11 protein-coding genes are annotated in these 22,233 nt (G+C 65.5%); 9 read left to right on the plus strand and 2 right to left on the minus strand.

The genetic code is table 11. From position 1 onward, the window contains the following. The first annotated feature begins 374 nt into the window (after nucleotides 1-374). From ACQ4N9_RS08405 to ACQ4N9_RS08415, 3 genes are all read left to right on the plus strand, one after another. Nucleotides 375-4,472, plus strand: coding sequence for an NEL-type E3 ubiquitin ligase domain-containing protein (locus tag ACQ4N9_RS08405; RefSeq protein WP_390969033.1), 4,098 nt, complete (start codon nucleotides 375-377; stop codon nucleotides 4,470-4,472). Nucleotides 4,473-4,532: 60 nt separating this feature from the next. Continuing rightward, nucleotides 4,533-8,879: an NEL-type E3 ubiquitin ligase domain-containing protein gene (locus ACQ4N9_RS08410; RefSeq protein ID WP_390969031.1), complete on the plus strand. Its 4,347-nt coding sequence runs from the start codon at nucleotides 4,533-4,535 to the stop codon at nucleotides 8,877-8,879. Between the two features lie 78 nt (nucleotides 8,880-8,957). Next, entirely contained in the window at nucleotides 8,958-13,298 is a 4,341-nt protein-coding gene (locus tag ACQ4N9_RS08415) for an NEL-type E3 ubiquitin ligase domain-containing protein (protein ID WP_390969029.1), read from the plus strand. Nucleotides 13,299-13,367: 69 nt separating this feature from the next. Here ACQ4N9_RS08415 and ACQ4N9_RS08420 read toward each other — a convergent pair whose 3' ends face one another. Both ACQ4N9_RS08420 and dkgB read right to left on the minus strand, forming a co-directional pair. Beyond that, on the minus strand, nucleotides 13,368-13,832 hold the full coding sequence (locus tag ACQ4N9_RS08420) for a DUF1348 family protein (protein WP_390969027.1): 465 nt from the start codon (nucleotides 13,830-13,832) through the stop codon (nucleotides 13,368-13,370). Between the two features lie 154 nt (nucleotides 13,833-13,986). Beyond that, the gene (dkgB, locus tag ACQ4N9_RS08425; protein WP_390969025.1) at nucleotides 13,987-14,790 is read right to left on the minus strand and encodes a 2,5-didehydrogluconate reductase DkgB; all 804 of its coding nucleotides are present in this window, start codon (nucleotides 14,788-14,790) and stop codon (nucleotides 13,987-13,989) included. Nucleotides 14,791-15,146: 356 nt separating this feature from the next. Between dkgB and galU the strand changes: the two genes are divergently transcribed. From galU to ahpC, 6 genes are all read left to right on the plus strand, one after another. Then, nucleotides 15,147-15,986 carry a UTP--glucose-1-phosphate uridylyltransferase GalU gene (gene galU, locus ACQ4N9_RS08430; protein ID WP_110993910.1) on the plus strand — a complete coding sequence of 280 codons (840 nt, stop codon included), beginning with the start codon at nucleotides 15,147-15,149 and terminating at the stop codon, nucleotides 15,984-15,986. 130 nt (nucleotides 15,987-16,116) lie between these two features. After that, a complete protein-coding gene (gorA, locus tag ACQ4N9_RS08435; RefSeq protein ID WP_390969023.1) occupies nucleotides 16,117-17,472 on the plus strand; it encodes a glutathione-disulfide reductase in 1,356 nt (451 codons plus the stop codon). Nucleotides 17,473-17,665: 193 nt separating this feature from the next. Then, complete coding sequence (locus tag ACQ4N9_RS08440) at nucleotides 17,666-18,196, plus strand: fimbrial protein (protein ID WP_390969021.1); 531 nt, start codon at nucleotides 17,666-17,668, stop codon at nucleotides 18,194-18,196. 60 nt (nucleotides 18,197-18,256) lie between these two features. Further along, nucleotides 18,257-18,985, plus strand: coding sequence for a fimbrial biogenesis chaperone (locus ACQ4N9_RS08445; protein WP_390969019.1), 729 nt, complete (start codon nucleotides 18,257-18,259; stop codon nucleotides 18,983-18,985). A 17-nt stretch (nucleotides 18,986-19,002) separates the two neighbouring features. After that, entirely contained in the window at nucleotides 19,003-21,462 is a 2,460-nt protein-coding gene (locus ACQ4N9_RS08450; protein WP_430932631.1) for a fimbria/pilus outer membrane usher protein, read from the plus strand. Between the two features lie 117 nt (nucleotides 21,463-21,579). Continuing rightward, a complete protein-coding gene (gene ahpC, locus ACQ4N9_RS08455; RefSeq protein WP_110993908.1) occupies nucleotides 21,580-22,143 on the plus strand; it encodes an alkyl hydroperoxide reductase subunit C in 564 nt (187 codons plus the stop codon). The last annotated feature ends 90 nt before the right edge of the window (nucleotides 22,144-22,233 follow it).

Consider the following 22,233-nt stretch of genomic DNA (forward strand, 5'->3'; position numbering starts at 1 on the left):
GCTCCGAAGGTTACGGGCCACTGCGGCGATGGACGAGAAGAAGGATGGGTAAAACGGCGGGAAACCCCATACCGTGCAGGCACGGAACGGGACAGGCCATGGGGAATGCTGGCATGCGTGCAACATGGACGAATCTCACGGAAAACAAATGAATGTTCTCCGTATTCGGGAAGGCTCCCGGGCGCACGCAGCACACGCCAGGCGCGCATTTTAGCGATGCCGGTGACGCTCTGCGTCAGGCAATTGCATCGGAATGTTGCAAACAGCGGATGGCTGGCCAGGCTCATGCACGGCGTGGCGCCATGCAGCATTACCGCCACCGTACGCCGCCTGGCTGATTGGCTGGCACCTGTTCTTCCCACCACAGGTGCCCCATGACCGATTTCCCAGACGATTCCATCGATACGCTGATCGCCCGGCAACTACCCGCCTGGTTGACCGGCGCCACGGCTGAGCAGCAGGCACGCCTGCGGGCCGCCTTGCTGGCCCAGGAACAAGCTCAGGCCCGCTTGCGTCGTCGCTTGCAGGCTATCGAGCCGCTTGAGGCTTTTGCCGAGCGGTTGCTGACTGAGCGCCTGTATCAGCTGGTCGGCAAGCGCCTGGATGTGCGCCGCAGCCAGTTGCGGCGTGTGACGCTGTTGCCTGAGCCGCATCCGATACCGGGCCGTAAGCCCTTGCGCTATCACCGCCTGGAATCGCGCCAGCCCCTCTTGAGTGCGGCGCTGCACAACTTTGCAGCGGACGAGCAGTTCTCTTCACACAGTGATGTGCTCGATGCCACAGGCTCGCCATTGGCCTTGAGCCCCGCCGAATTCGCTCGGGTTTGCCGCGAGCTCGATCTTGGCGCGCAGTATCAGGCCCACCTGCACGCTGGCCTGGCAGATGATCAGGCCAGTACCTCGGCCCAAGCGCTGTTCGCCGAGGTGCTCAAGGCCAATCTGCAGGCTGCGGTGTGCCTTGAGCACCTGCGTGGACGGCTGGGCGACACCGCCCTGGCGCACTGGGCGTCATTGGATGAGCCAGGCGAACATCAGCCGAAGCCGCACGAGCTGTACTTGCTCGGCAAGCGCGTCATTGGCCTGGCCATCGTGGAGGTGCGCCAGGCAGGCGTGTTCGAGGGTGTCCTCAGTTGGATCGCCGATGATCCGCTGAACCCGTGCACCTGGCATCCCTCCTGGACCGGTCTGTATACCGCCTTGGCGGGACGCCTGGCCAATCCCGCTTACCGCTCGTTTTTCAAGCGCTTCATCGGCGAACGTGACCGGGTTGCCTTCGACCGTGCGTTGCTCGCGGCCCTGGCCTCCTCCAGCCCGCTCACGCCTGCCGAGCTGGACGGGCGCCACACCGCGAGCGAAGGGGAGCTGTTCGAGCATCTGGCGGCAGGCCAGCTTGCCAAGTTGCTCGATGATGCTCGGCTACTGGCGGTTCCTACAGGCGATCTAGACCGCGCCGCGCGTGATCGGCGAATACGCGAGTACGCCGAAGCGGGCCTGGACCTGCTGGGGGTGGCCAGCCTGTTCGTGCCAGCGCTGGGTGTGGTGATGCTGGGGGTGACCGCCGTGCAGCTCACCCAGGATATCTACCAAGGCTATGAGGACTGGCAGGTGGGCGACCGTGCTGGCGCACTGGAGCATCTTTTCGATGTCGCAGGGCTGATCGCGGGCGGCCTCGCCGTGGGGGCCGCCGGTCATGTGCTCGGTAAGCTCCTGCCGCGTCGCCCGTTTGTCGACGGCCTGTCGCCGGTACTGACGCCCTTGCAGGGGGTGAGGTTGTCGGGTTTGCAGCATGAGCTCGAAGCCGCACGCCATGGGCCGGCGCCGGGGCCACTGCTGCGTAGCCTGGGCGCCGAGCTGGGTTCGCTGACTGATGCCGAAGCGGATGCCGTGTTGCAGGACATGGGGCTGCGCACCGATCAACTGCGTCGGCTGGCCCTGGAAGGCTCTGCAGCGCCGTCGCTGCTGCTCGATGCCTTGGCCCGTCAGCGTTTGCAGCAGCGTTTCCCGGCGCTGCAAGGCGAGGCGTTCGAGCTGCAACTGCGGGCTCAGGAAGCCGAGCCGGACGCCATCGAACAGCTACTGCTGCGCGACTTCCCCGGGCTGACACAGCGGGCGGCGACGGAGGTTGTGCGCAGTGCTTCTTGCGCGCAGCTGGCGAGCCTGCTCGAAACACAGCGGGTACCCCTGGCGCTTGCCGAGCAGGCGCGCTGGCTGTTGCGCGACGGGCGACTGAACCGAGCCTGCGCGGCGTTGCGGGCTGGGGTGCCAGGCGCGGATGCTGAGCGGCTGGCTTTGACGATGCTCGAGGACCTGGCACCTGTGGACCCGTCAGTGCGCATCGAAATACGTGATACGAGTGTCAGTGGAAGCCTACTGGCCCATACGGGAGTCCCCGAGGCAGGGCAACCCCGGTTGATCGTGCGCGGTGAACGCGGCTATCGCTGCTTTGATCAGCACGCTGCGCCGCTGCCGGCGTCGCAAGAAACGGACGATCTTGGCAAGGCTCTCTGGCACTGGTTCGACAGCGACCAGCGGGAGCAATTGGGCAGCCCCGGGGAGGTGCTCGATGCGCTGGCGCGGCACGCTGCCAGGCGTCGCGGGTTGGCGGCCCGGGGTATCGGCCTGGCGCCGGTCGGGGCTGGCCTGCGCCCGCCCATGCGGCTTGGCGACGGACGCCTGGGCTACCCGCTGAGCGGTCGCGGCGAAGGCGCCCGGCAAGCCTGGATGCGCGGTGTGCGGCAGGTATTCCCGACACTGGACGATGCTGAGCTGCAAGCGTATCGGGCCAGTCTGCGCCAGCAGGGTGTCGACCTGTGGCTGCAGGTGGCCGAACTGCGGCGGCAGCTCGATGCCCTCAGGGCGGTGCTCGACGGCTGGAGCCGCGAGCCTGTGGGCGCTGCGCGCATGCTGCGCCGGCGCCGCGTCGGCGACATCATCCGCCGTTGCTGGCGGCGCAAGTCGTCGACAGCCGGGCAAGGCGGGCATCGCTTGTCGCTCGACGGCGAGGTGATTGGAGGCCTGCCGGTGTTGCCAGAGGGCGTGACCTTCGAGCACATCACCGAGCTGACCCTGCGCCACATGGCGCTTGACGCCGTCCCGTCGGACTTCCTGCGGCGTTTTCCCAACCTGCGGCTGCTGAACCTGCGGCATAACCAGTTGACGGCGTTCCCTGATGGCCTGGACGCGCTGCCACAGCTCGAGGATCTGCGCCTGGGTGACAACCGCATCGTCCTGGACTTGGCGGGCAATCGGCGCCTGCAGGGGCTGGCCAGCCTGCGTCGTCTGGACTTGAGCCTCAATCCCCTGGGGCGCCAGCCAGCCCTGGGTGGCTTGCACAGGCTGCGGGAGTATTCGCTGCGCGGTTGTGCGTTGCCGGCGATGCCCGGCCCGGCAGGTCGTCCAGCGTTGCTGGAAAGCGCCGATTACCGTGACAACCGCATCCAGAGCCTGAATGACGAGTTGCTCAGCGTGCCGCGTCAACGTCTGCAGCGGCTTGCCCTGCATGACAACCCGCTGCAGCCGGGTAGCGCCCGGCGCCTGTCCGAGGCCTTGCAGGCAGCCGAGTCAGAGCAACGGCTGCATGCCGATGCCGACCCTGCCGTGCGCGATCGCTGGCTGGGTGAGCTTTCCGGGGCCGAGCGGGCGGCGAACCTGGGCCGCTGGGAGCGTCTGCGTGCAGCACCTGGCTCGGATGACTTCTTTCGTCTGCTGGCGGACCTTGCTCATTCGCTGGAGTTTCGCCGCAGGCCCGCGCTCTTGAGGGCGCGGATCTGGCAGATCGTCAGGCGTTGCGAGCAGAACGGGCAGATCCGCCAGGCGGTCTTTCATCAGGCCGCCGGCCCACGCAGCTGTGCCGATCAGGTGTTGCTGATCCTCGCGGCCCTGGAGGTGCGCGCACGCATCACGGTGCGCACGGCCGGTCGTGACCGGGCAACGGTCGAGCGGGAGCTGTTGCAGGAGGGCAGGGCCCTGTTCCGTCTCGATCAGGTACAACGTATCGCCAGCACGCATTACCAGGATGCCGAGCGTGCCTGGCGCAGCCTGCCGGTCGATGCCAGGCAAGCGGCACCGGATGACGTCGAGGTGTTCCTGGCCTATCGGACCCGTCTTGCACAACGACTCGGCTTGCCCGATCAGCCGCAGGCCATGCGTTACGAGCAGAGCAGCGGGGTCAGCGCGGCACAGATCGACCAGGCGTTGCACGCGGTGCTGGCTGCGCAAACGCCGCAGGCACTGAGCGAATCGTTGCTGGGCAGGGAATTCTGGACAGAACACTTGCGCACACAGTACGCCGAACGTTTCGACGAGGTCAGCGCGCCGTTCCACGCGCGCCTGGAACAGCTTTGGCACGAGGCCGCAAACGGGCCGGAGCAAGCTTACCTGGAGGCGATCGAGCCGGTCGTGCGCGAGCATGAGGCCGCCCAAGCGACGTTGCGTCGCCAACTGACCGACGCGGCGGTTACCAGCAGTATGTAGCGCACGGGACCGAGGGCGGGGTGATGTCCTGTTGCCTTTTGCAGTCATGCAGAGGACATCATGCCGCATTCAATCCTGTCACCCGTTTCGAACGACGCACTGCTGGCACAGACACTGCCCGTGTGGTTGATCCGCGCCTCCACGACCCATCGGCGGGCACTGCACCAGAGCCTGCTGGCTCAACAGCGCGCGCAACATGCGCTTGACCAGCATCTTGGGGCGTTGGTTGCAATTGATGCGTTCGCCGAACCGCTGCTGGTTGAAGCCTTGCGCGAGGCCAGCGGCCTTTCCCTGGACGTGCGGGCCTGTCGCTTGCTACGGGTCTGGACCGAAGTACAGCCGGTGGTGCCTGCCAGTCTGCCCTTGCCGATCACTACTCACCGGCAGACCCACAGCCTGCTGGCTGCGGCTTTGCACAACTTTTCGGAGAGTGAAGCGCAGGACGGAGGGCTTGGCACCGAGTCGCGCATATTCGATGGCGCCGGCAATCCGGTGGCGTTGGCGGCCAGCTCTTTCGCCGCGCTCTGTCGCCGGCTGGATCTGGGAGGCCGCTACCAGACCTATCTCAAGCAGCGCCTGCGGCCCGTCGATGCGCCGGGCGAGTCGGGTGGTTACGCGCGGATCGTGGTCAATCGGCTGATGGAGGAGCAACTGCGTGCCGGCCTTGAGGTGGCGGTGCGCCTGGCCCACCTGAAGGGGGATATCGACGACACCGCTTACCTGCGCTGGCTGCCGTTGTTTTCGGCGCAGCCGGTCGTGGCGACCACCGCCGAGGTGCTGGGGCTGCGCCAGTTGCACCTGCTGGGGCACCCGCTTCACGGCGTGGCGGCATACGAGGTGCGCCGCGGTGTCGATACCCTGGGTGTCATCGCCTGGCTGCCGGATGACCCCAAAGGCGCGGTAGTGAGTGCCGATACCTGGGCGTCGCTCTACCAGATCCTCGGCCAGCGCTTGCGCGACGCCGACTATGCACGTTTCATCCGGCGCTTCATCGATGAGCCCGAGCGCCTGGCGTTCGGGCTGAGCCTGAATGCACGCCGGCAGGCTGATCGCGACGCACCTGTGCTGCGCCTGGATGGGCGGGCACGTGAGGTGCAAGGCACGCTGTTCAGCTACCTGCGCCAAGTACAGGTGCAGAAGCTGCTGGACGATGCCCGCGTGCTGGCCGTGCCCACCGATGACGAGGATCGCCAGGCCCGCGATCGGCGCTTGCAGGGCTATCTGGGGGCCGGCCTCGACCTGCTGGGGCTGGCGGCATTGTTCGTGCCGGGGCTGGGCGAGGTGTTGCTGGGCATCGCCGCGTTGCAGGTGGTGCATGAAGCCTACGAAGGGTACGAGGCCTGGCAATTGGGCGATCGCGAGGCTGCACTGGGCCACCTGTTCGGCATCGCCGAGGGTTTGGCACAAGGCGCCTTGAGCGCAGGCTCCGAACAGCTGCTGGGCGCTCTGCTGGAGCGCAGCGCCTTTGTCGACGGCCTGCGCCCGGCGGTCACGGCACAAGGGAGGGTGAAACTCTGTGACGGCACTTTGAACGACTATCGACTGTCCGACGACGGGCATGTGGCCGGGCGGCTGGTGGGCGAGGGCGACCGGCGTTCTCTGACCTTGCACGAGGGACGCTATGCGGTGGTTCGCGAGGGCCCCGGCGAGCCTTGGCACATCAGCCATCCACGCCATGCCGGGGCCCATGTGCCACGGCTCGAAAGCAACGGCATGGATGGCTGGTGGCATTCCCTTGAAGTGCCGCAGAGCTGGGCGTTGCCGGTTCAATTGCTCAGGCGTCTGGGTGGCGACTTGACGGACATTGCCGAAACGCAGGCGCAGACGTTGTTGCAGGTCACCGGTTTCGATGTCGATCGCTTGCGACGTCTGCTTTTGGAGCAGGCCGAGCCGCCCGCGCGCCTGCTCGACAGCCTGGAGCGCCTGGGCCTGCGTGCCCGCTGGCCAGGATTGGGCGCACAGGCGCTGCATCACGGGCTGGCGTCCGAGCTGTCGGCGCTGGCTGGCGAATCGGTATTGCGACGTGACTTCCCTAACCTGACTCGGCGTGCTGCGCAGGCCCTGCTCCGGGGTGCTACAGGCGCCGAACTGCATACCCTACGCGCGGCACGCAAAGTGCCTCTTGCGTTGGCCGAGGCGGCGCGCTGGCAGTTGCGCGACAGCCGTCTGGACCAGGCCTGCGAGGGCGTGCTGCACGGCCGCTCGCTGAATCAGGACGGCGAACGCCTGACCTTGGCGCTGCTCGATCATCTGGCGCCCTGGCCGGCCGATGTGCGAGTCGAGATTCGCGATGCCTTGCCGGGCGGTGCGCTGCTGGCCCACTGCGGGCCGGCGTCGGGGCACAAACGGTTGATCCTCAAGCGGCCGGAGGGGTATCTGGCTACCGGGCCGGCTGGCCAGGAGCTTGCCGGGGCCTCGCCTGACGATAGCCTGCTGCAGGCTATGTCGATGCATCTGTCAGCCGCACAGAAGACCTTGCTTGGCGAACAGGCCGCCACGCCGCAAGCATTGGGCCATTATCTGCTCCAACAGGCGGCGGTCCAGCGCGACCAGGCCGCCGGCTGGATCGGCATGAGCGCGGTGGGCACCGGTGTCCGACCGCCCGTGCGCTGGGGTGATGGGCGTCTGGGGTACCCCTTGAGCGGTCGCGGCGTCTCTAGCCGCCAAGCGCTGGAACAGGGCATTCGCCAAGTGTTTCCGACGCTCGATGACGCGCAGCTGCAGGCCTACATCGACGAACGGCTGCTCGCCGGTGACAACCTCTGGAACCACATGAGCACGTTGCATCAACAGTTGCAGCGCCTGCAGTCGGAGTTGGCAGACTGGCAGCGCTCGGCGGCTGACGCGCAACAGGCGCAGGCCCGCCATCGGATCGCCGCCCGGCTGTTGCGCTGTTGGCGCCGGCAAATGCCGGTGGTGCAAGGCGGCTACCGCCTGGTGCTCGAAGGCGAGTCGCTCGAGACGCTGCCGGCCTTGCCCGAGGGGCTCGATTTCGCGCATGTCCATCACCTGGTGTTGCACCGCCTTGAACTCGGTGAAGTGGCGGGCGACTGGCTGCGGCGTTTTCCTGCTCTGCGTCGGCTCGACCTCAGCGACAACCGTCTGGCCACGCTGCCAGATGCCCTTGGCGAGTTGAGCCATCTGGCCGAACTCGACGTGTCCGGTAACCAGATCCGTTGGAGTGACCAGGCCGACCTTGCGATCGCTCGGCTGAACCTGCTCGAAGTGTTCAACGTCAATCGCAACCCTATTGAGCAGATGCCTGTGCTTGCGCCATTGACCCGCCTGCGCCAGGTCCATCTGCGCGCGACCGGGCTCACCCAGGTGCCACAGAGCTTGGCGCGGCTGGGGGGGCTTGAGTATGCGGACCTGCGCGACAACCTGATCGTCGATCTGGACAGCGCATTGTTCGAGCTGCCACGCCGGCGGCTGGAGCACATCGCGTTGCACGACAATCCACTTTCGGCCTCCAGCCTTGCCCGGCTGGAAAGCTTCCTGCAAGGCGGGCAAGGGCCGCTGCGTCGACTGCTGCGCCACTTCCAGCCCGAGGAGGGCGCTCGCGATGCCTGGCTGGAGGGGCTTGATCATTCGCAGCGCGCAATGCGCCAGGGGCAATGGGACAACGTGGCGCAGCAGAGCGGCAGTTCCGGTTTGCTGAGGTTGCTCGGCGACTTGCGTGGCACGGCCGATTTTCGCAGCCACCGGGGCGAGTTGCGCCAGCGAGTCTGGCGCGTGGTCGAGGCCTGTGAGCAGGACAGCCAGTTGCGTCAGGCAATGTTCGAGCTGGCGGCTCGGCCACGCAGCTGCAGTGACAGCGTGGCGCTCAACTTCAGCCACCTGGAAGTGCTGGCGCTGGTGCACCAGCGCACCCATGGCGTGACCGGCGCAGGGGCCGAGCGAGACTTGCTGCGCCTGGGGCGCGACCTGTTTCGCCTGGACGAGGTGGAGCGTCTGGCCACGCTGGACATCGAAAACCGCTGGGACAGTGGTGCATTCGTCGACGACGTCGAGGTGCGCCTGGCCTATCGGGTCGGGCTGGCCGAGCCGTTGAGCCTGCCTGCGCAACCGGAGGGCATGCGCTATGCCAACAGCGCCGGGGTGACGACACAGCAGCTCAGCCAGGTTCGCGCCCAGGTGCTGGTGGCCGAACGAGGGCCGCGCCTGATCGAGTCCCTCACCCAGCGCGAGTTCTGGCAGGCGCACCTGCGGGGCACCTATGGCGCGCGGTTCGTGGCGGTCGATCAACCCTTCCATCAACGCCTGGAGGCGCTGCTCGAGGCCAGTGACGAGCTGGCGGACAGCGAGTACCTGTCGGCCATCGATCAGGTCGCCCAGGCGCGCGAGCAGGCGCAGCGAGGGTTGATCTTCGAGTTGACCCGCACGGCCTGGCAGCGTCATCCCGGTTGAGTGCCGGCGAGCGTTATGTACGGCTGATCGCAGGCAGAAGCATGGTGTCCTGTGAACCTACCGATTTCGGAGGACACCATGAACAATCCCTACATTCCCCACGTCACTGTCGATGCGCTCATCGCCCAGCGGTTGCCGTCCTGGCTGGCCGGCTTGCCCCAGGCGCAACGCAGTGCACTGCAGCAGGCCCTTGCGCTTCAGCAACAGGCCGAGCATCGCCTGCAACAGTTGCTCGGCGCGGTCACGCCGCTGGAGGCATTTGCCGAGAAGCTGCTCGACGAGGCCATGACGCTGATCACCGATGAGTACATCGAGGTACGTGGCGCCAGGCTTCTCAACGTCTGGCGCGAGGCCGTCGTCCCTTCCGTCGCCAGCCTGCCGCTGACCTGGCGGATACACCGTTCCGAGCAGACGTTGCTGGCCGCGGCGCTGCACAACTTCAGCGAGGATGAGCTGCGTGCCGAGGCGTTCCATGCCGATACCCGGCTCACCGATGATCTGGGTGAAGTGCTCGAGGCGTTCAAGCCTGAGCAATACGCCTGGCTATGCCGCCAGCTCGATATCGGCGGCCAGTACCAGCAGCACCTCAAGACGCACTTCGAGCCGGAGGACGCCGCTGCCCGGCAACGCGTCGAGCAACAGCTCGAAGCGGTACACCGCGCCAACTTCGATGCCGCCGTGCAACTGGCGCTGGCCACAGGGCAACTGGATGCCCTGAGCGGCCGCCAGCTGCGACCGCTGCTTGCGCCGACGCCGTTGGTGCCCACCGAGCCCGCAGTCTTGATTGCCCGCCAGCTCTATCTTCTGGGCAAACGGGTGATCGGCGCGGTCACCCTGGAAGTGCGCCGAAGCCCCGCGCCAGGCGCGGCGCTGGACGGCGTGATCGCCTGGATACCGGGCGACCCCCAGGGTGCAGTCAGCCGGCATGCCTCGTGGGATGCCTTGTATAAGGCGCTTGGCCAACGTTTTCGCCAGCCCGGCTACCCGGCGTTCTTCCAGCGTTTCATCGCCCAGTCCGATCGAATCGCCTTCGAACGGGTGCTCGCGGGGTTGCTGGCCAAGAAGGCGCCCCTCGAACTGGACGGGCGAGACCTTGATTTTGAGGGTGAGCTGTTCGTCCGCCTGCGGCAGGACCAGGTAGAGAAGATCCTGGCCGATGCACGGGGGCTGGCGGTACCGACCGACGATGAGGATCGGCGCAGCCGCAGTGCGCGCCTTGAAAGCTACCTGAGCGCAGGCCTGGGCCTGCTCAACCTTGCCGCACTGTTCGTGCCTGGGCTCGGGCTGGCCATGCTGGGCGTGACGGCGCTGGAGATCGCCAAGGAGGTCTACGAGGGGTACGAGGACTGGCAGATCGGCGACCGGGAAGGTGCGTTGAACCACCTGTTCGGCGTGGCCGAAAATGTCGCGGCCAATGCGCTGCTGATGGCCGGTGGCGCCGCGCTGGGTAAATCGCTGCAGCGCATGCGTTTCGTCGATGAGCTGGTGCCGGTGGTGGGGGCCGACGGCCAGGCCCGGCTGTGTCACCCCGAGCTGGAGGGCTACAAGGTCGAGCACAGCGAGGACGATGCGCTGGGTGAAGTGATCGATAACTTTACCTGGAAACATGTGCGTACCCACGACGGCAGTTTTGCCGTGCAACGGCATGCCGCCAGCGACACTTGGCAGTTGCGCCATCCGCAGCGGCCCGCAGCGTTGCCGGTGACCGTGCGCGACAATGGTGCCGGCGCCTGGTGCCACGCGCTGGAGAGCCCCCAGCACTGGCAGGGCGCACGGTTGCTGCGCCGATTGGGCAGTGATCTGGCCGAGATCCCGGAACCGACCATCGCCCAAGTGCTGGAGACCACGGGGTTCGACGAAGCACGGCTGCGCCGGCTCCATCTTGAAGGGGCGCCCGCGCCGGCACGTCTGCTCGACGCCCTCGAGCGCCAGCGCCTGCATGAACAGCAGCCCGGCTTGCGCGGGGAGGCCTTCGAGGCCGCCCTGACAGCGCGCCAGGCGCCAGTTGGAGATGCCGCGCAACTGCTGCGCCGGGACTTCCCCGGGCTGACCCCGCGATGCGCCGAAGAGATCGTCGAGCAGGCCAGCAGCCACCAACGCGAACAGATGCTCAACAAATCGCGGGTTCCGCTGGCGCTCGCCGAACAAGCGCGCTGGGCATTGCGCGACAGCCGTCTGGACCGTGCCTGTGCGGGCCTGCGCCAGGTCTCGGCGATCAATGCCGATGGCGAGCGTCTGGCGTTCGGGTTGCTCGACAGCCTGACGCCTTGGGCCGACAGTGTTCGCGTGACGTTGCACGATGGGCAGGTCGATGGCCCGTTATTGCAGGCGCTGGGCAGGGCGGATGCCGCCGATGCGCGGCGTATCGTCAAGGGGGCAGAGGGCTACCTGGCGGTTGGCGCAGACGGTCTGGCGCACGTCACTGCCACGGCGCAGGACTCACTGGTCAAGGCGCTGCTGCTGCACATGGACCCGGTGCAGCAACTGAGCCTGGCGGGTGCCCCGCTCAGTGAAAGACAATTGACCGATTTGATGCTTGCCCGGGCCAGCAGCCAGCGTGAAGCAGCTGCTGGCTTGATAGGCCTGTCCCCCGTGGGCGGTGGAATTCGACCGCCGGTGCGTCTGGGCGACGGGCGCCTGGGCTATCCGCTGAGCGGTCGCGCCGAGGGCGGGCGGCATGCCCTGCGCCATGCCTTGCGGCAGATCTACCCCGAATTCACCGATACCGACCTCAGCGACTACATCGCCGAACAGCTGCGGCGGCAGGCCAACCTTTGGGACCATGTCACCGCGCTGCAACGCCAGCTTCCGCAGCTCGAGCAACACCTGACGGCATGGCGCCAGGGGGCGCTGGGGCGCTCGCAGCAGCGGGCGCGCAAGCGTATGGCCAAATACCTGTTGCGCAGTTGGCGTCGTCAGTCACTGGCGTTGAATGGCGAGCAGGTTCACCTGAGGATCGAGGGTGAGGCACTGGGCGCGCTGCCCGAGCTGCCGGCCAGTGTCCGTTTCGACAGCGTGACCCGTCTGGTGCTGCGCAACCTGGGACTGGATGATCTGAATCCGGCGTTCTTCGGGCGCTTTGGCATGCTGCAACGCCTGGATCTGCGCGGTAACCGGCTTACAGGCCTGCCGGTCGTGCTGGAGCGGCTCGCCAACCTGGAAGAACTGGACCTGGCCGACAATCGCATTGTGCTCGGGCCTGAGAATACCCAGCGCCTGGAGCGGTTGGGGCAGTTACGGCAACTGAACCTGAACCGTAATCCGCTGGTTGCCGCGCCGCGCCTGGACGGGCTGACCCGGCTGCGCCACCTGAGCCTGCGCGGCACGGGTTTGACCGGTGTACCGCAGGGCTTGGCGCGCCTGCCGAGCCTGGAGTACGCCGACCTGCGCGACAACCGCATCGTCAGCCTCGATGATGCCTTCTTCGGCATGCCGGCACGCAGCATCGAACGGATCTTCATGCATGACAATCCATTGGATCTGCGCAGTGAGGCGCGGCTGAGCGCTTTCCTGCAGGCCGAGTCGCATCGCTTGCGCCGCCTGGTGCGCCACAGCAGCGGCGAAACCCAGAACCGCGAGGCCTGGGTGCGCTTGCTGGAGCCGGACCAGCGCCTGTTGCGGGGACTGCAATGGGACAGCCTGGCGTACGAGCCCGGCTCTGCGGACTTTTTCCAGTTGCTCGCCGACCTGCGCGGCACGGAGGATTTCCTGTTTCAGCGCGGTGACCTGAGTGCGCGAGTCTGGATGGTGATCGAGGCATGCGCCGGCAATGCCCAGTTGCGCACGCGGTTATTCGAGCTGGCCGGCCATCCGCGTACCTGTTCCGACAGTGTGGCGATGAATTTCAGCCTGCTCGAGGTGCAGTCGTGGGTGCACCTGAACAGTGCAGGGTTGACGGGGCAGGCCGCCGAACGGGGTCTGCAGCGCCTGGGACGTTCGTTGTTCCGGCTCGACGAGGTCGATCGCGCGGCCGCTGCGGAAATCGCCTGGCGCACGGCCCAGGGCGCGGACTTCGACGAGGTCGAGGTGCGCTTGAGATACCGCGTGGGCCTGGCCCAGGCGCTGGACTTGCCGGGGCAGCCGCTGCACATGCGTTTCCCGAGCAGTGCCGAGGTGTCGCCCCGCAACCTGCTGACGGTGCGCAGCCAGGTACTGACGGCTGAACGAACGCCGCGGCTGGTGGCATCGGTGGCCCAGCGCGAATTCTGGCAGACGCACCTGCGTGACACCTACCCGCTGCGCTTCGAACAGGTCGACGGGCCATTTCATGTGCGGCTGGAGCAACTGGAGGCGGCGACATTGAGTACCGAGGGTGAGTACCTGACAGGCGTCGCCACCATAGCCAGTGAGCGCGATGCGGCGATACAGGTGCTGATCGCGACCCTGACTCAGGAAATCTTCACCCGCAACCCGTTGTAACCCTCAGGCATGCGATGCCGGCGACATGGGCCCCTGGATTGGTTGGCCGGGGCCTTGTGGCGCGAGGCGTCAGAAGCCGAAGTCACTCAAGCCAGGGTGATCATCCGGGCGCCGCCCCAAAGGCCAGCGGAACTTGCGCTCGGCTTCAGTGATGGGTTGCTCGTTGATGCTGGCGTGACGATTGCGCATCAGGCCGTCCTCGGCGAACTCCCAGTTTTCGTTACCGTAGGCGCGGTACCACTGGCCGCTGTCGTCGTGGTACTCGTAGGCGTAGCGCACGGCGATGCGGTTGCCGGTGAAGGCCCACAGCTCCTTGATCAGGCGGTATTCCAGCTCGCGGTTCCACTTGCGGGTGAGGAAGGCCTGGGCCTCTTCACGGTTGTGGCAGAACTCGGCGCGATTGCGCCAGTGGGTATCGAGGGTGTAGGCGAGTGCGACCTTGGCCGGGTCTCGGCTGTTCCAGCCGTCCTCGGCCAGGCGGACTTTCTCGATGGCGCTTTCGCGGGTAAAGGGCGGCAGTGGAGGGCGGGACATTGGGCAATTCCTCAGCTTGAAGTGGTCAGCGGGATGCTGTGCACGGCTTGAAGGCTAGCCCTGCAGCTTGTGCAGGGAAATCCATGCCCGGCTCACTTCATAATTGCAGGCGGCGGAACAATTGCAGCGTCAGCCGCGCGGCTTTCTCCGATGATCAGTCCCAAGCCGGCGCCAAACCGTCGGGGCTGACTTCGCGACCATTGCGCTCCAGTGTGGCGATTAGTGCCATGTCGTCGGCATCCAGGTGCAGGCTGCGGGCAAGCAGGTTGCTGGCCAGGTTTTCGCGCTTGGTCGACGACGGGATCACCGCGTAACCCAGCTGCAGGGCCCAGGCCAGGGCTACCTGGGCGACGGTGGCCTTGTGCTTGGCAGCGATCTGGGCGAGTACCGGGTCCTTCAGCACCTTGCCGTAGGCCAGGGTCATGTAGGAGGTGGTGGTGATGCCCTGCTCCTTGAGGAAGGCAGTCAGTTTGTCGTTCTGCAGGTAGGGGCTGAGCTCGATCTGGTTGGTGGCGATCTCGCCTTTGCCGACGGCTTCGATGGCCTGACGGGTCAGTTCGATGTTGAAGTTGGAGACGCCGATCTGGCGGGTCAGGCCCAGTTTCTTGGCTTCAGCCAGGGCCTGCATGTACTCGGGCAGTTCGACGCCGTTGCCGGGGGCCGGCCAATGGATCAGCAGCAGGTCGACGTAGTCGGTATGCAGCTTGGCCAGGCTGTCGCGCAGGCTCGGCAGCAGCTTGTCGGCCGCGTAGTTGTCGACCCAGATCTTGGTGGTGATGAACAGTTCGCTGCGGGGTACGCCGCTTTCGGCGATGGCCTGGCCGACCTCGGCTTCGTTGTTGTAGATCTGCGCGGTGTCGATGGCGCGATAGCCCAGCTGCAGTGCCGATTTGACCGAGTCGATGACGGCTTGGCCAGTCAGGCGGAAAGTGCCAACGCCGAAGGATGGAATGCTCATGGAGCTGCTCCTGTGGTGGGATGCCGGGGCTGTGTGCTGCGGCATCGTTCGGATAGGCGGCAGTGTGCGGTACTCACAGGTTTTGATTAAGGTGTCGGCGCGTCAAGGTCCTTTGACCTGGAGTCATGAGTGAGTGGTTTTTTCATGCCCGGCAAACAGGAAATACCCTGAAAACCGGTGTGGTTTCCCGTCTTTGCAGAGGTAGTTGGTCGCAATTCTCACGTTGCCTCGGAACTAACTACACTGAGATGTCTCTATGATGGCGTCGGCAGACAGCAGGGGGGGCATTGTAAGGTGACCTCCGCCTGATTAGACTGCGCCGAATTCGTACGCAAAGCCCTACGTTAAGGACGTATATGATCAAGAAATGCTTGTTCCCGGCAGCCGGTTACGGCACTCGTTTCCTGCCCGCTACCAAAGCCATGCCCAAGGAAATGCTGCCGGTGGTCAACAAGCCACTGATCCAGTATGGCGTTGAAGAAGCACTGGACGCCGGCCTGAATGAAATTTCCATCGTCACCGGCCGCGGCAAGCGCGCCCTGGAAGACCACTTCGACATCAGCTACGAGCTGGAAAACCAGATCAAGGGCACCGACAAGGAAAAATACCTGGTCGGCATCCGCCGTCTGCTGGATGAGTGCTCGTTCGCCTATACCCGCCAGACCGAAATGAAAGGCCTGGGCCACGCCATCCTCACCGGCCGCCCGCTGATCGGTGACGAGCCGTTCGCCGTGGTACTGGCCGACGACCTGTGCGTCAACCTTGATGGCGATGGCGTGCTCGCGCAAATGGTCGCGCTGTACAAAAAGTACCGTTGCTCGATCGTTGCCATCCAGGAAGTCGATCCGCAGGAAACCAACAAGTACGGCGTCATCGCCGGTGAAGAGATCAAGGACGGCATCTTCCGCGTGGATTCCATGGTCGAGAAGCCGAAGCCGGAAGACGCACCGTCGAACCTGGCCATCATCGGCCGTTACATCCTGACCCCGGACATCTTCGAGAAGATCGAACAGACCGAGCCAGGCAAAGGCGGCGAGATCCAGATCACCGACGCACTGATGAAGCAGGCCGCTGAAGGCAACGTGATCGCCTACAAGTTCAAGGGCAAGCGTTTCGACTGCGGTGGCGCCGAAGGCTACATCGAGGCGACCAACTTCTGCTTCGAAAACTTCTACAAGACCGGCAAGGCTTATTGAGCTACAAGCTACAAGCTACAAGCTACAAGCTACAAGCTGTGAGCTGTGAGCAGTTTTCTTGCCGCTTGAAACTTGCAGCTCGCCGCAAAAAGAGCCACCCTCGGGTGGCTTTTTTTGTGGAGTCTGGAAAGTGGCCTACGATTTTGATCTGTTCGTGATTGGCGCCGGTTCCGGCGGTGTACGTGCGGCGCGTTTCGCCGCGGGCTTCGGCGCCAAGGTGGCCGTTGCCGAGAGCCGCTACCTGGGCGGTACCTGCGTCAACGTCGGCTGCGTGCCGAAAAAACTGCTGGTGTACGGCGCCCATGTCGCCGACGAGCTGGAGCAGGCCGCCGGTTTCGGCTGGACCCTGGAAGAAGGCCACTTCGACTGGGGTACCCTGATCGCCAACAAGAACCGCGAGATCGAGCGCCTCAACGGCATCTACCGCAACCTGCTGGTCAACAGCGGCGTCACCTTGTTGACCGGCCACGCGCGTATCACCGGGGCCAACGAAGTGGAAGTGGAAGGCCAGCGCTACAGCGCAGCGAGCATCCTGATCGCCACCGGCGGCTGGCCGCAGGTGCCGGACATTCCGGGCAAGGAACTGGCGATCACCTCCAACGAGGCGTTCTACCTCAAGGACCTGCCGCGCCGGGTGCTGGTGGTCGGTGGTGGCTACATCGCCGTCGAGTTCGCCGGTATCTTCCAGGGCCTGGGCGCCGCTACCACGCTGCTGTACCGTGGCGACCTGTTCCTGCGCGGCTTTGATGTCTCGGTGCGCACGCACCTCAAGGAGGAGCTGGAAAAACGCGGCATGGACCTGCAGTTCAACGCCGATATCCAACGCATCGACAAGCTCGACGACGGCAGCCTCAAGGCCACCCTCAAGGATGGCCGCGAGCTGGTCGCCGACTGCGTGTTCTACGCCACCGGGCGCCGGCCGATGCTGGACAACCTGGGCCTGGAGAACACTGGCGTGGAACTGGACGAGCGCGGCTTCATCCGTGTCGATGAGCAGTACCAGACCACCGCGCCGTCCATCCTGGCCATTGGCGATGTGATCGGCCGCGTACAGCTCACCCCGGTGGCACTGGCCGAAGGCATGGCCGTGGCCCGTCGTCTGTTCAAGCCCGAGCAGTACCGCCCGGTGGATTACCAGAACATCCCTACCGCGGTATTCAGCCAGCCGCCGATCGGTACCGTGGGCTTGACCGAAGAGCAGGCGCTGCAGGCCGGGCACAAGGTGCAGATCTTCGAGAGCCGCTTCCGGGCGATGAAACTGACCCTCACCGACATCCAGGAAAAGACCCTGATGAAACTGGTGGTGGATGCCGAGACCGACAAGGTACTGGGCTGCCACATGGTCGGGCCGGATGCCGGCGAGATCATCCAGGGCCTGGGCGTGGCGCTGAAGGCCGGTGCCACCAAGCTGCAGTTCGACGAGACCATCGGCGTGCACCCGACGGCGGCCGAAGAATTCGTCACCATGCGTACCGTCACGCGCTAATCGCCTGTCAGTCGCCACAGGGGCGAGGAATCGGCCCTGTGGCGAATCTTCCTACATTGCGGGCGTGCAGTGCGCCCCGCATCACCACATCTTTCCTACGGTCATGACCTCGGCAGTCATAAATACTCGCCGGGTGCCGCTTACGTGGCGTCGGCCTGGCGTTGCCGGGTCAACCTGACTTAGGAATTATCAGATGAATGTACTGCGCAATATCATCCTGGGCACCTGCAGTGGGCTGTTGATTGCAGGGGTTGCACAAGCCGATCAAGGGCTGATCAGCTTCAGTGGCAGCGTGGCTGGCCCGACCTGCGTCATCAACGGCGGCGACAACGATGTGCAGGTCAACCTGCCGGAAGTCAGCACCTACGACCTGCGCCAAGCGGGGCAGACCGCTGGCGAGCGCACCTTCAGCCTGGTGCTGAGCCAGTGCTCGCATGTCGGCCAGGTGTCCACCTACTTCGAGCCGGGCCCCACCGTGAACCCTGAAGGCCGGCTGACCGTCGATGCTGGCTCGGGCGCCGCCACCAGTGTCGACGTGCAACTGCTCAACAGTGCCCGCGCGCCCATGAACCTGGCCGGTGGCAGAGGCAATCAGAGCTCCCAGCGGGTCGATATCGTCAACGGCAACGCCATCCTCAACTATACCGCTCGCTACTTCTCGCTGGGTGCGACCACCCCGGGGCTGGTCTCGACCAACGTCCGCTACTCGCTCGAGTACCTCTGAGTCTGCCCCCTGGTAGCCCCTGCGGGGGCTACACCGCAACGCTGTGCGCGAGCCTTGAACATGAAGACTTTCTCCACGGCCTGTCGGCGCGTCCTGCTGGCAGGTTGGCTGCTGGCCGTAGGCCAGGCCCAGGCCAGTGTGGTCATCGCTACCACCCGAATCGTCTATCCCGCCGAGCAGGCCGAAGTTACCGTCAGCCTGCGCAATCTGGGTGAACGGCCAGCGCTGGTGCAGGCCTGGATCGACGACGGGGTGGCCATGGCCGATACCCAGGATCCGCAGGTGCCATTCAGCCTGATGCCGCCGCTGTTTCGCCTCGATCCTGGCACCGGCCAGAGCCTGCGCCTGTTCCACAACGGCACGTCGATGCCCACCGACCGTGAAACCTTGTATTGGCTCAATGTCCTCGAGATAGCGCCCAAGGGCGTCGGCAACCAGATCAATGTTGCGCTGCGTACGCGCATCAAGTTGTTCTTCCGCCCGCAATCCCTGCCCGGGACGGCGGCCGATGCTCATCGTGCGCTCTCCTGGCGCTGGGTGCGCGAAGGTGGGCGCTGGCAGCTCGAGGCTGACAATCCTGGGGCCTATGTGGTCAATCTCGGGCGTGTCGCCGTTAGTTACCAGGGCCGATCCTGGCAGGCACAACCGAGGCATGTGCTGCCGTTTGCGCAGACGCGCTTCGCCATCGAGGGGCAGGCCGATGAGCGTCCTGCGCCGAACCAGGTGGACTATTCCTACATCGATGATCACGGCGCGGAGCGAGCGGCCACTGCGGTGGTGCGTTATTGAGCGCGCGGGTCACAGGCGTGGCATGCGCGCGCGTGCTGCTGCCTGGCCTGCTGGTGTTTGCGGCCGGCAGCCTGGCCGCCCCGGTGGAGTTCGACTCACGCATGCTGCGCTTGGGGACCTCGAGCGACCTGCAGCGCTTCGAGGGGGCCAGCGTCATCCCCGAGGGCGAGGTGATCCTTGACGTAACGCTCAACCAGCGGTGGGTGGGCCGCTATCAGGTAGCGCTGCGCACCCCGCCAGGCGCTACGCAGCCCGCACCGTGCTATGGGCGCGAGCTGCTCGAGGCGCTGGGCGTCGATCTGCTGCGATTGGCGCCGGCGAAGCGGGCACTGCTGGGGCAAGAAGGTGATTGCCTGGCGCTGTCCGATTTGGGCCTGGAAGCCAGCGAGTCGCTTGCCTACGGCGAACTGCGGCTGGCACTGAGCATCGCCCGGCAGCACCTGAACCGCCGCCCCGTCGACCAAGTGGACTCGCGACAGTGGGACAGCGGAGTCGGCGCAGGTTTCGTCAACTACGACCTGAACCTTCACCAGCAGCAACAGGCGCATCGGCAGGGCACTGCCTATCGGGGCTTCCTCGGCCTGCGCGGCGGGCTCAACACCGGTGACTGGTACTGGCGGCACGACGGCATCCTGCAGGGGGCGGACGACACCCCGACCCGCTACCAACGCGGCATGACCTCGGTACGACGGGACCTGCCGGCCCTGTCGGCGCAGCTGACCCTTGGCGATGCCGCGAGCAGCTCGGATGTCTTCGCGGCCAGTGCGTTCCGAGGCCTGCAACTAGGCAGTGACGAGCGCATGCTGCCGCAATCGCGGCGGGGTTATGCCCCCACGGTGCGCGGCGTGGCCAATAGCACGGCGCTGGTGAGTATTCGTCAGCGTGGGGTGCTGTTGCACGAATCGAGCGTGCCCCCCGGGCCGTTCGAAATCGACGACCTTTATCCCAGCGGCTTGAGTGACGACCTGGAGGTCACGCTCAAGGAGGCGGACGGCAGCGTGACAGTGTTCAGCGTGCCGTTCCAGGCGGCCCCCTTGGCATTGCGCCCAGGCGCCAGGCGCTTCGACTTCGCTGGCGGCCACTGGCTGGATGGCTACGGTCGCACGGGTCCCGCGTTCGGCCAAGGCAGCTGGCAGCAAGGCCTGGATGATCGTTTGAGCGTCCATGGCGGGCTCTGGGTGGCCGAAGACTATCTGGGCGGCGCCTTGGGCGTTGCCCTGAACACCGCTGTTGGCGCAGTGGGGCTGACCGCTTATCACGCAGATGCGGCGCCCAGCCCCGAGGCCGATCGACGGGGGCAAGCCGTGCGCTTGAACTGGCGACAGGAATTGACCGACACGGCGACACGCCTGGAGGCGTCCATCAGCCGCAGTCAGAGTACCGGCTATCTTGGTTTCGATGAGTTCGCCCAGGCGCGCCGCGGTCGGCATTCAGACCCGAACCACTGGCGCGCCAGCTTCTCTCTCGATCAGGCCCTGGGCCCTGGCGTCGGCCGGTTGAGCTTTGCCGTCAACGGCACGCGCAGCTGGTCGGGGCAGGGCGGTACCGACTACCGACTCGGTTACAACAACCATTTTGCTGCCATGGCCTATGGCCTGAACATCGGGCGTCAGCGCAGCGAGCATGGCCAACCGTTGCGGACCATCGCCCTGACCCTCAGCATGCCGCTCGGCGAGCGCCGCCGCGATCTGTTGAGCAGCGCCGTGAGCAGTGATTCGCGGCGGCATGCCAGTACCAGCCTGCGCTGGAGTTCCCGTGCCGGCGAGCAGGCGCAGTGGGGCTATGGGCTGGCGGCACAGTACCAGGCAGCGGCACCCGATCCGATCGGCATCGATGGCAATCTGCGTTACCGAGGTAGTGGCGGCGACCTTGCCATTGCGCTAGGCAGTCGCGGTGATCAGCGTCATCTGGCGTTGGGCGCACGCGGTGCAGTGGTGGCCCATGCCGGCGGGGTGACGGCAGCACCGACGCTGGGCGAAAGCTTCGCCATCATCCACGCGCCCGGTGCCACAGCCTCACGGGTTCGGCAACAGCCCCAGTCGCGGGTCGACCGTCGAGGTTATGCAGTGCTGCCATCGTTGGCACCCTACAGCGTGAACACCGTCGAGATCGATCCCAAAGGCATGCCGCGCACCACCGAACTCTTGGTTGCCGGGCACAACGTGGTGCCCAGGGCCGGGGCTGCACCACTGCTGCGCTTTGCCACGCGCGCGGGAGATTTCCATGTGCTGCTTGCCGAGCGTACGGGGGGCGAGGCTTTGCCCTTCGGTGCCCAGGTATTCGATGAAACGGGTAACGAGGTGGGGGTGGTTGGCCAGGGAGGGCAGGTTCAGATACGCAGCCAGGCCAGGCGCGGGCGGCTGCGCATCAGTTGGGGCGGCGCCGAACATCAGGCGTGCTGGCTGGATTTCGAGGTGGGCCGTGCGGCCTCTGCTGTAGCCGTATGTGGCCCGCGTAGTAATCAAAAGATCTATTGATTGAGCGGTGTTATAGCCAAAACCAATCAGCAACATGAGGTTTGCCAATGAGCCATTGCGCCGTCGCTTGGATAGGATGGCCTCCATCAACTTACTCATCCCATGAAGGAGCAGCACATGCCTATCATCAACAGCCAGGTCAAACCGTTCACCGCCACCGCCTACCACAAGGGCGAGTTCGTTCAGGTCAGCGAAGCCGACCTGAAAGGCAAATGGTCCGTCGTGTTCTTCTACCCAGCCGACTTCACCTTCGTCTGCCCGACCGAACTGGGCGACCTGGCTGACAACTACGCCGAGTTCCAGAAGCTGGGCGTCGAGATCTACGGCGTGTCCACCGACACCCACTTCACCCACAAAGCCTGGCACGACACCTCGGACACCATCGGCAAGATCCAGTACCCGCTGATCGGTGACCCGACCCACATCATCTCGCGCAACTTCGACGTGCTGATCGAAGAAGCCGGCCTGGCCGATCGCGGTACCTTCGTGATCAACCCGCAGGGCCAGATCAAGATCGTCGAACTGAACGACGGTGGTGTAGGCCGTGACGCTGCCGAGCTGCTGCGCAAAGTCAAAGCCGCCCAGTACGTTGCCGCCCACCCGGGTGAAGTCTGCCCGGCCAAGTGGAAAGAAGGCGAGGCCACCCTGGCGCCGTCGCTGGACCTGGTTGGCAAGATCTAAGGCCATGTGCCAATCGCGGGCGGTGAGCAGCCGCCAAAGCTGAAGTACTCACTGCCCCGTCAAACGCCCGGGCGACCTCGCCTGGGCGTT

This window comes from Pseudomonas sp. ES1, from assembly GCF_050586605.1.
GTDB classification, from domain to species: Bacteria; Pseudomonadota; Gammaproteobacteria; order Pseudomonadales; family Pseudomonadaceae; genus Aquipseudomonas; species Aquipseudomonas sichuanensis.

What these genes read in the sequence shown, in the direction of transcription:
- ACQ4N9_RS08415 (WP_390969029.1), top strand. Translation starts at nt 8,958, where the DNA reads ATGAACAATCCCTACATTCCCCACGTCACTGTCGATGCGCTCATCGCC.
- ACQ4N9_RS08440 (WP_390969021.1), top strand. Translation starts at nt 17,666, where the DNA reads ATGAATGTACTGCGCAATATCATCCTGGGCACCTGCAGTGGGCTGTTG.
- dkgB (WP_390969025.1), bottom strand. Translation starts at nt 14,790, where the DNA reads ATGAGCATTCCATCCTTCGGCGTTGGCACTTTCCGCCTGACTGGCCAA.
- galU (WP_110993910.1), top strand. Translation starts at nt 15,147, where the DNA reads ATGATCAAGAAATGCTTGTTCCCGGCAGCCGGTTACGGCACTCGTTTC.
- ACQ4N9_RS08445 (WP_390969019.1), top strand. Translation starts at nt 18,257, where the DNA reads ATGAAGACTTTCTCCACGGCCTGTCGGCGCGTCCTGCTGGCAGGTTGG.
- ACQ4N9_RS08405 (WP_390969033.1), top strand. Translation starts at nt 375, where the DNA reads ATGACCGATTTCCCAGACGATTCCATCGATACGCTGATCGCCCGGCAA.
- ACQ4N9_RS08410 (WP_390969031.1), top strand. Translation starts at nt 4,533, where the DNA reads ATGCCGCATTCAATCCTGTCACCCGTTTCGAACGACGCACTGCTGGCA.
- ahpC (WP_110993908.1), top strand. Translation starts at nt 21,580, where the DNA reads ATGCCTATCATCAACAGCCAGGTCAAACCGTTCACCGCCACCGCCTAC.
- ACQ4N9_RS08420 (WP_390969027.1), bottom strand. Translation starts at nt 13,832, where the DNA reads ATGTCCCGCCCTCCACTGCCGCCCTTTACCCGCGAAAGCGCCATCGAG.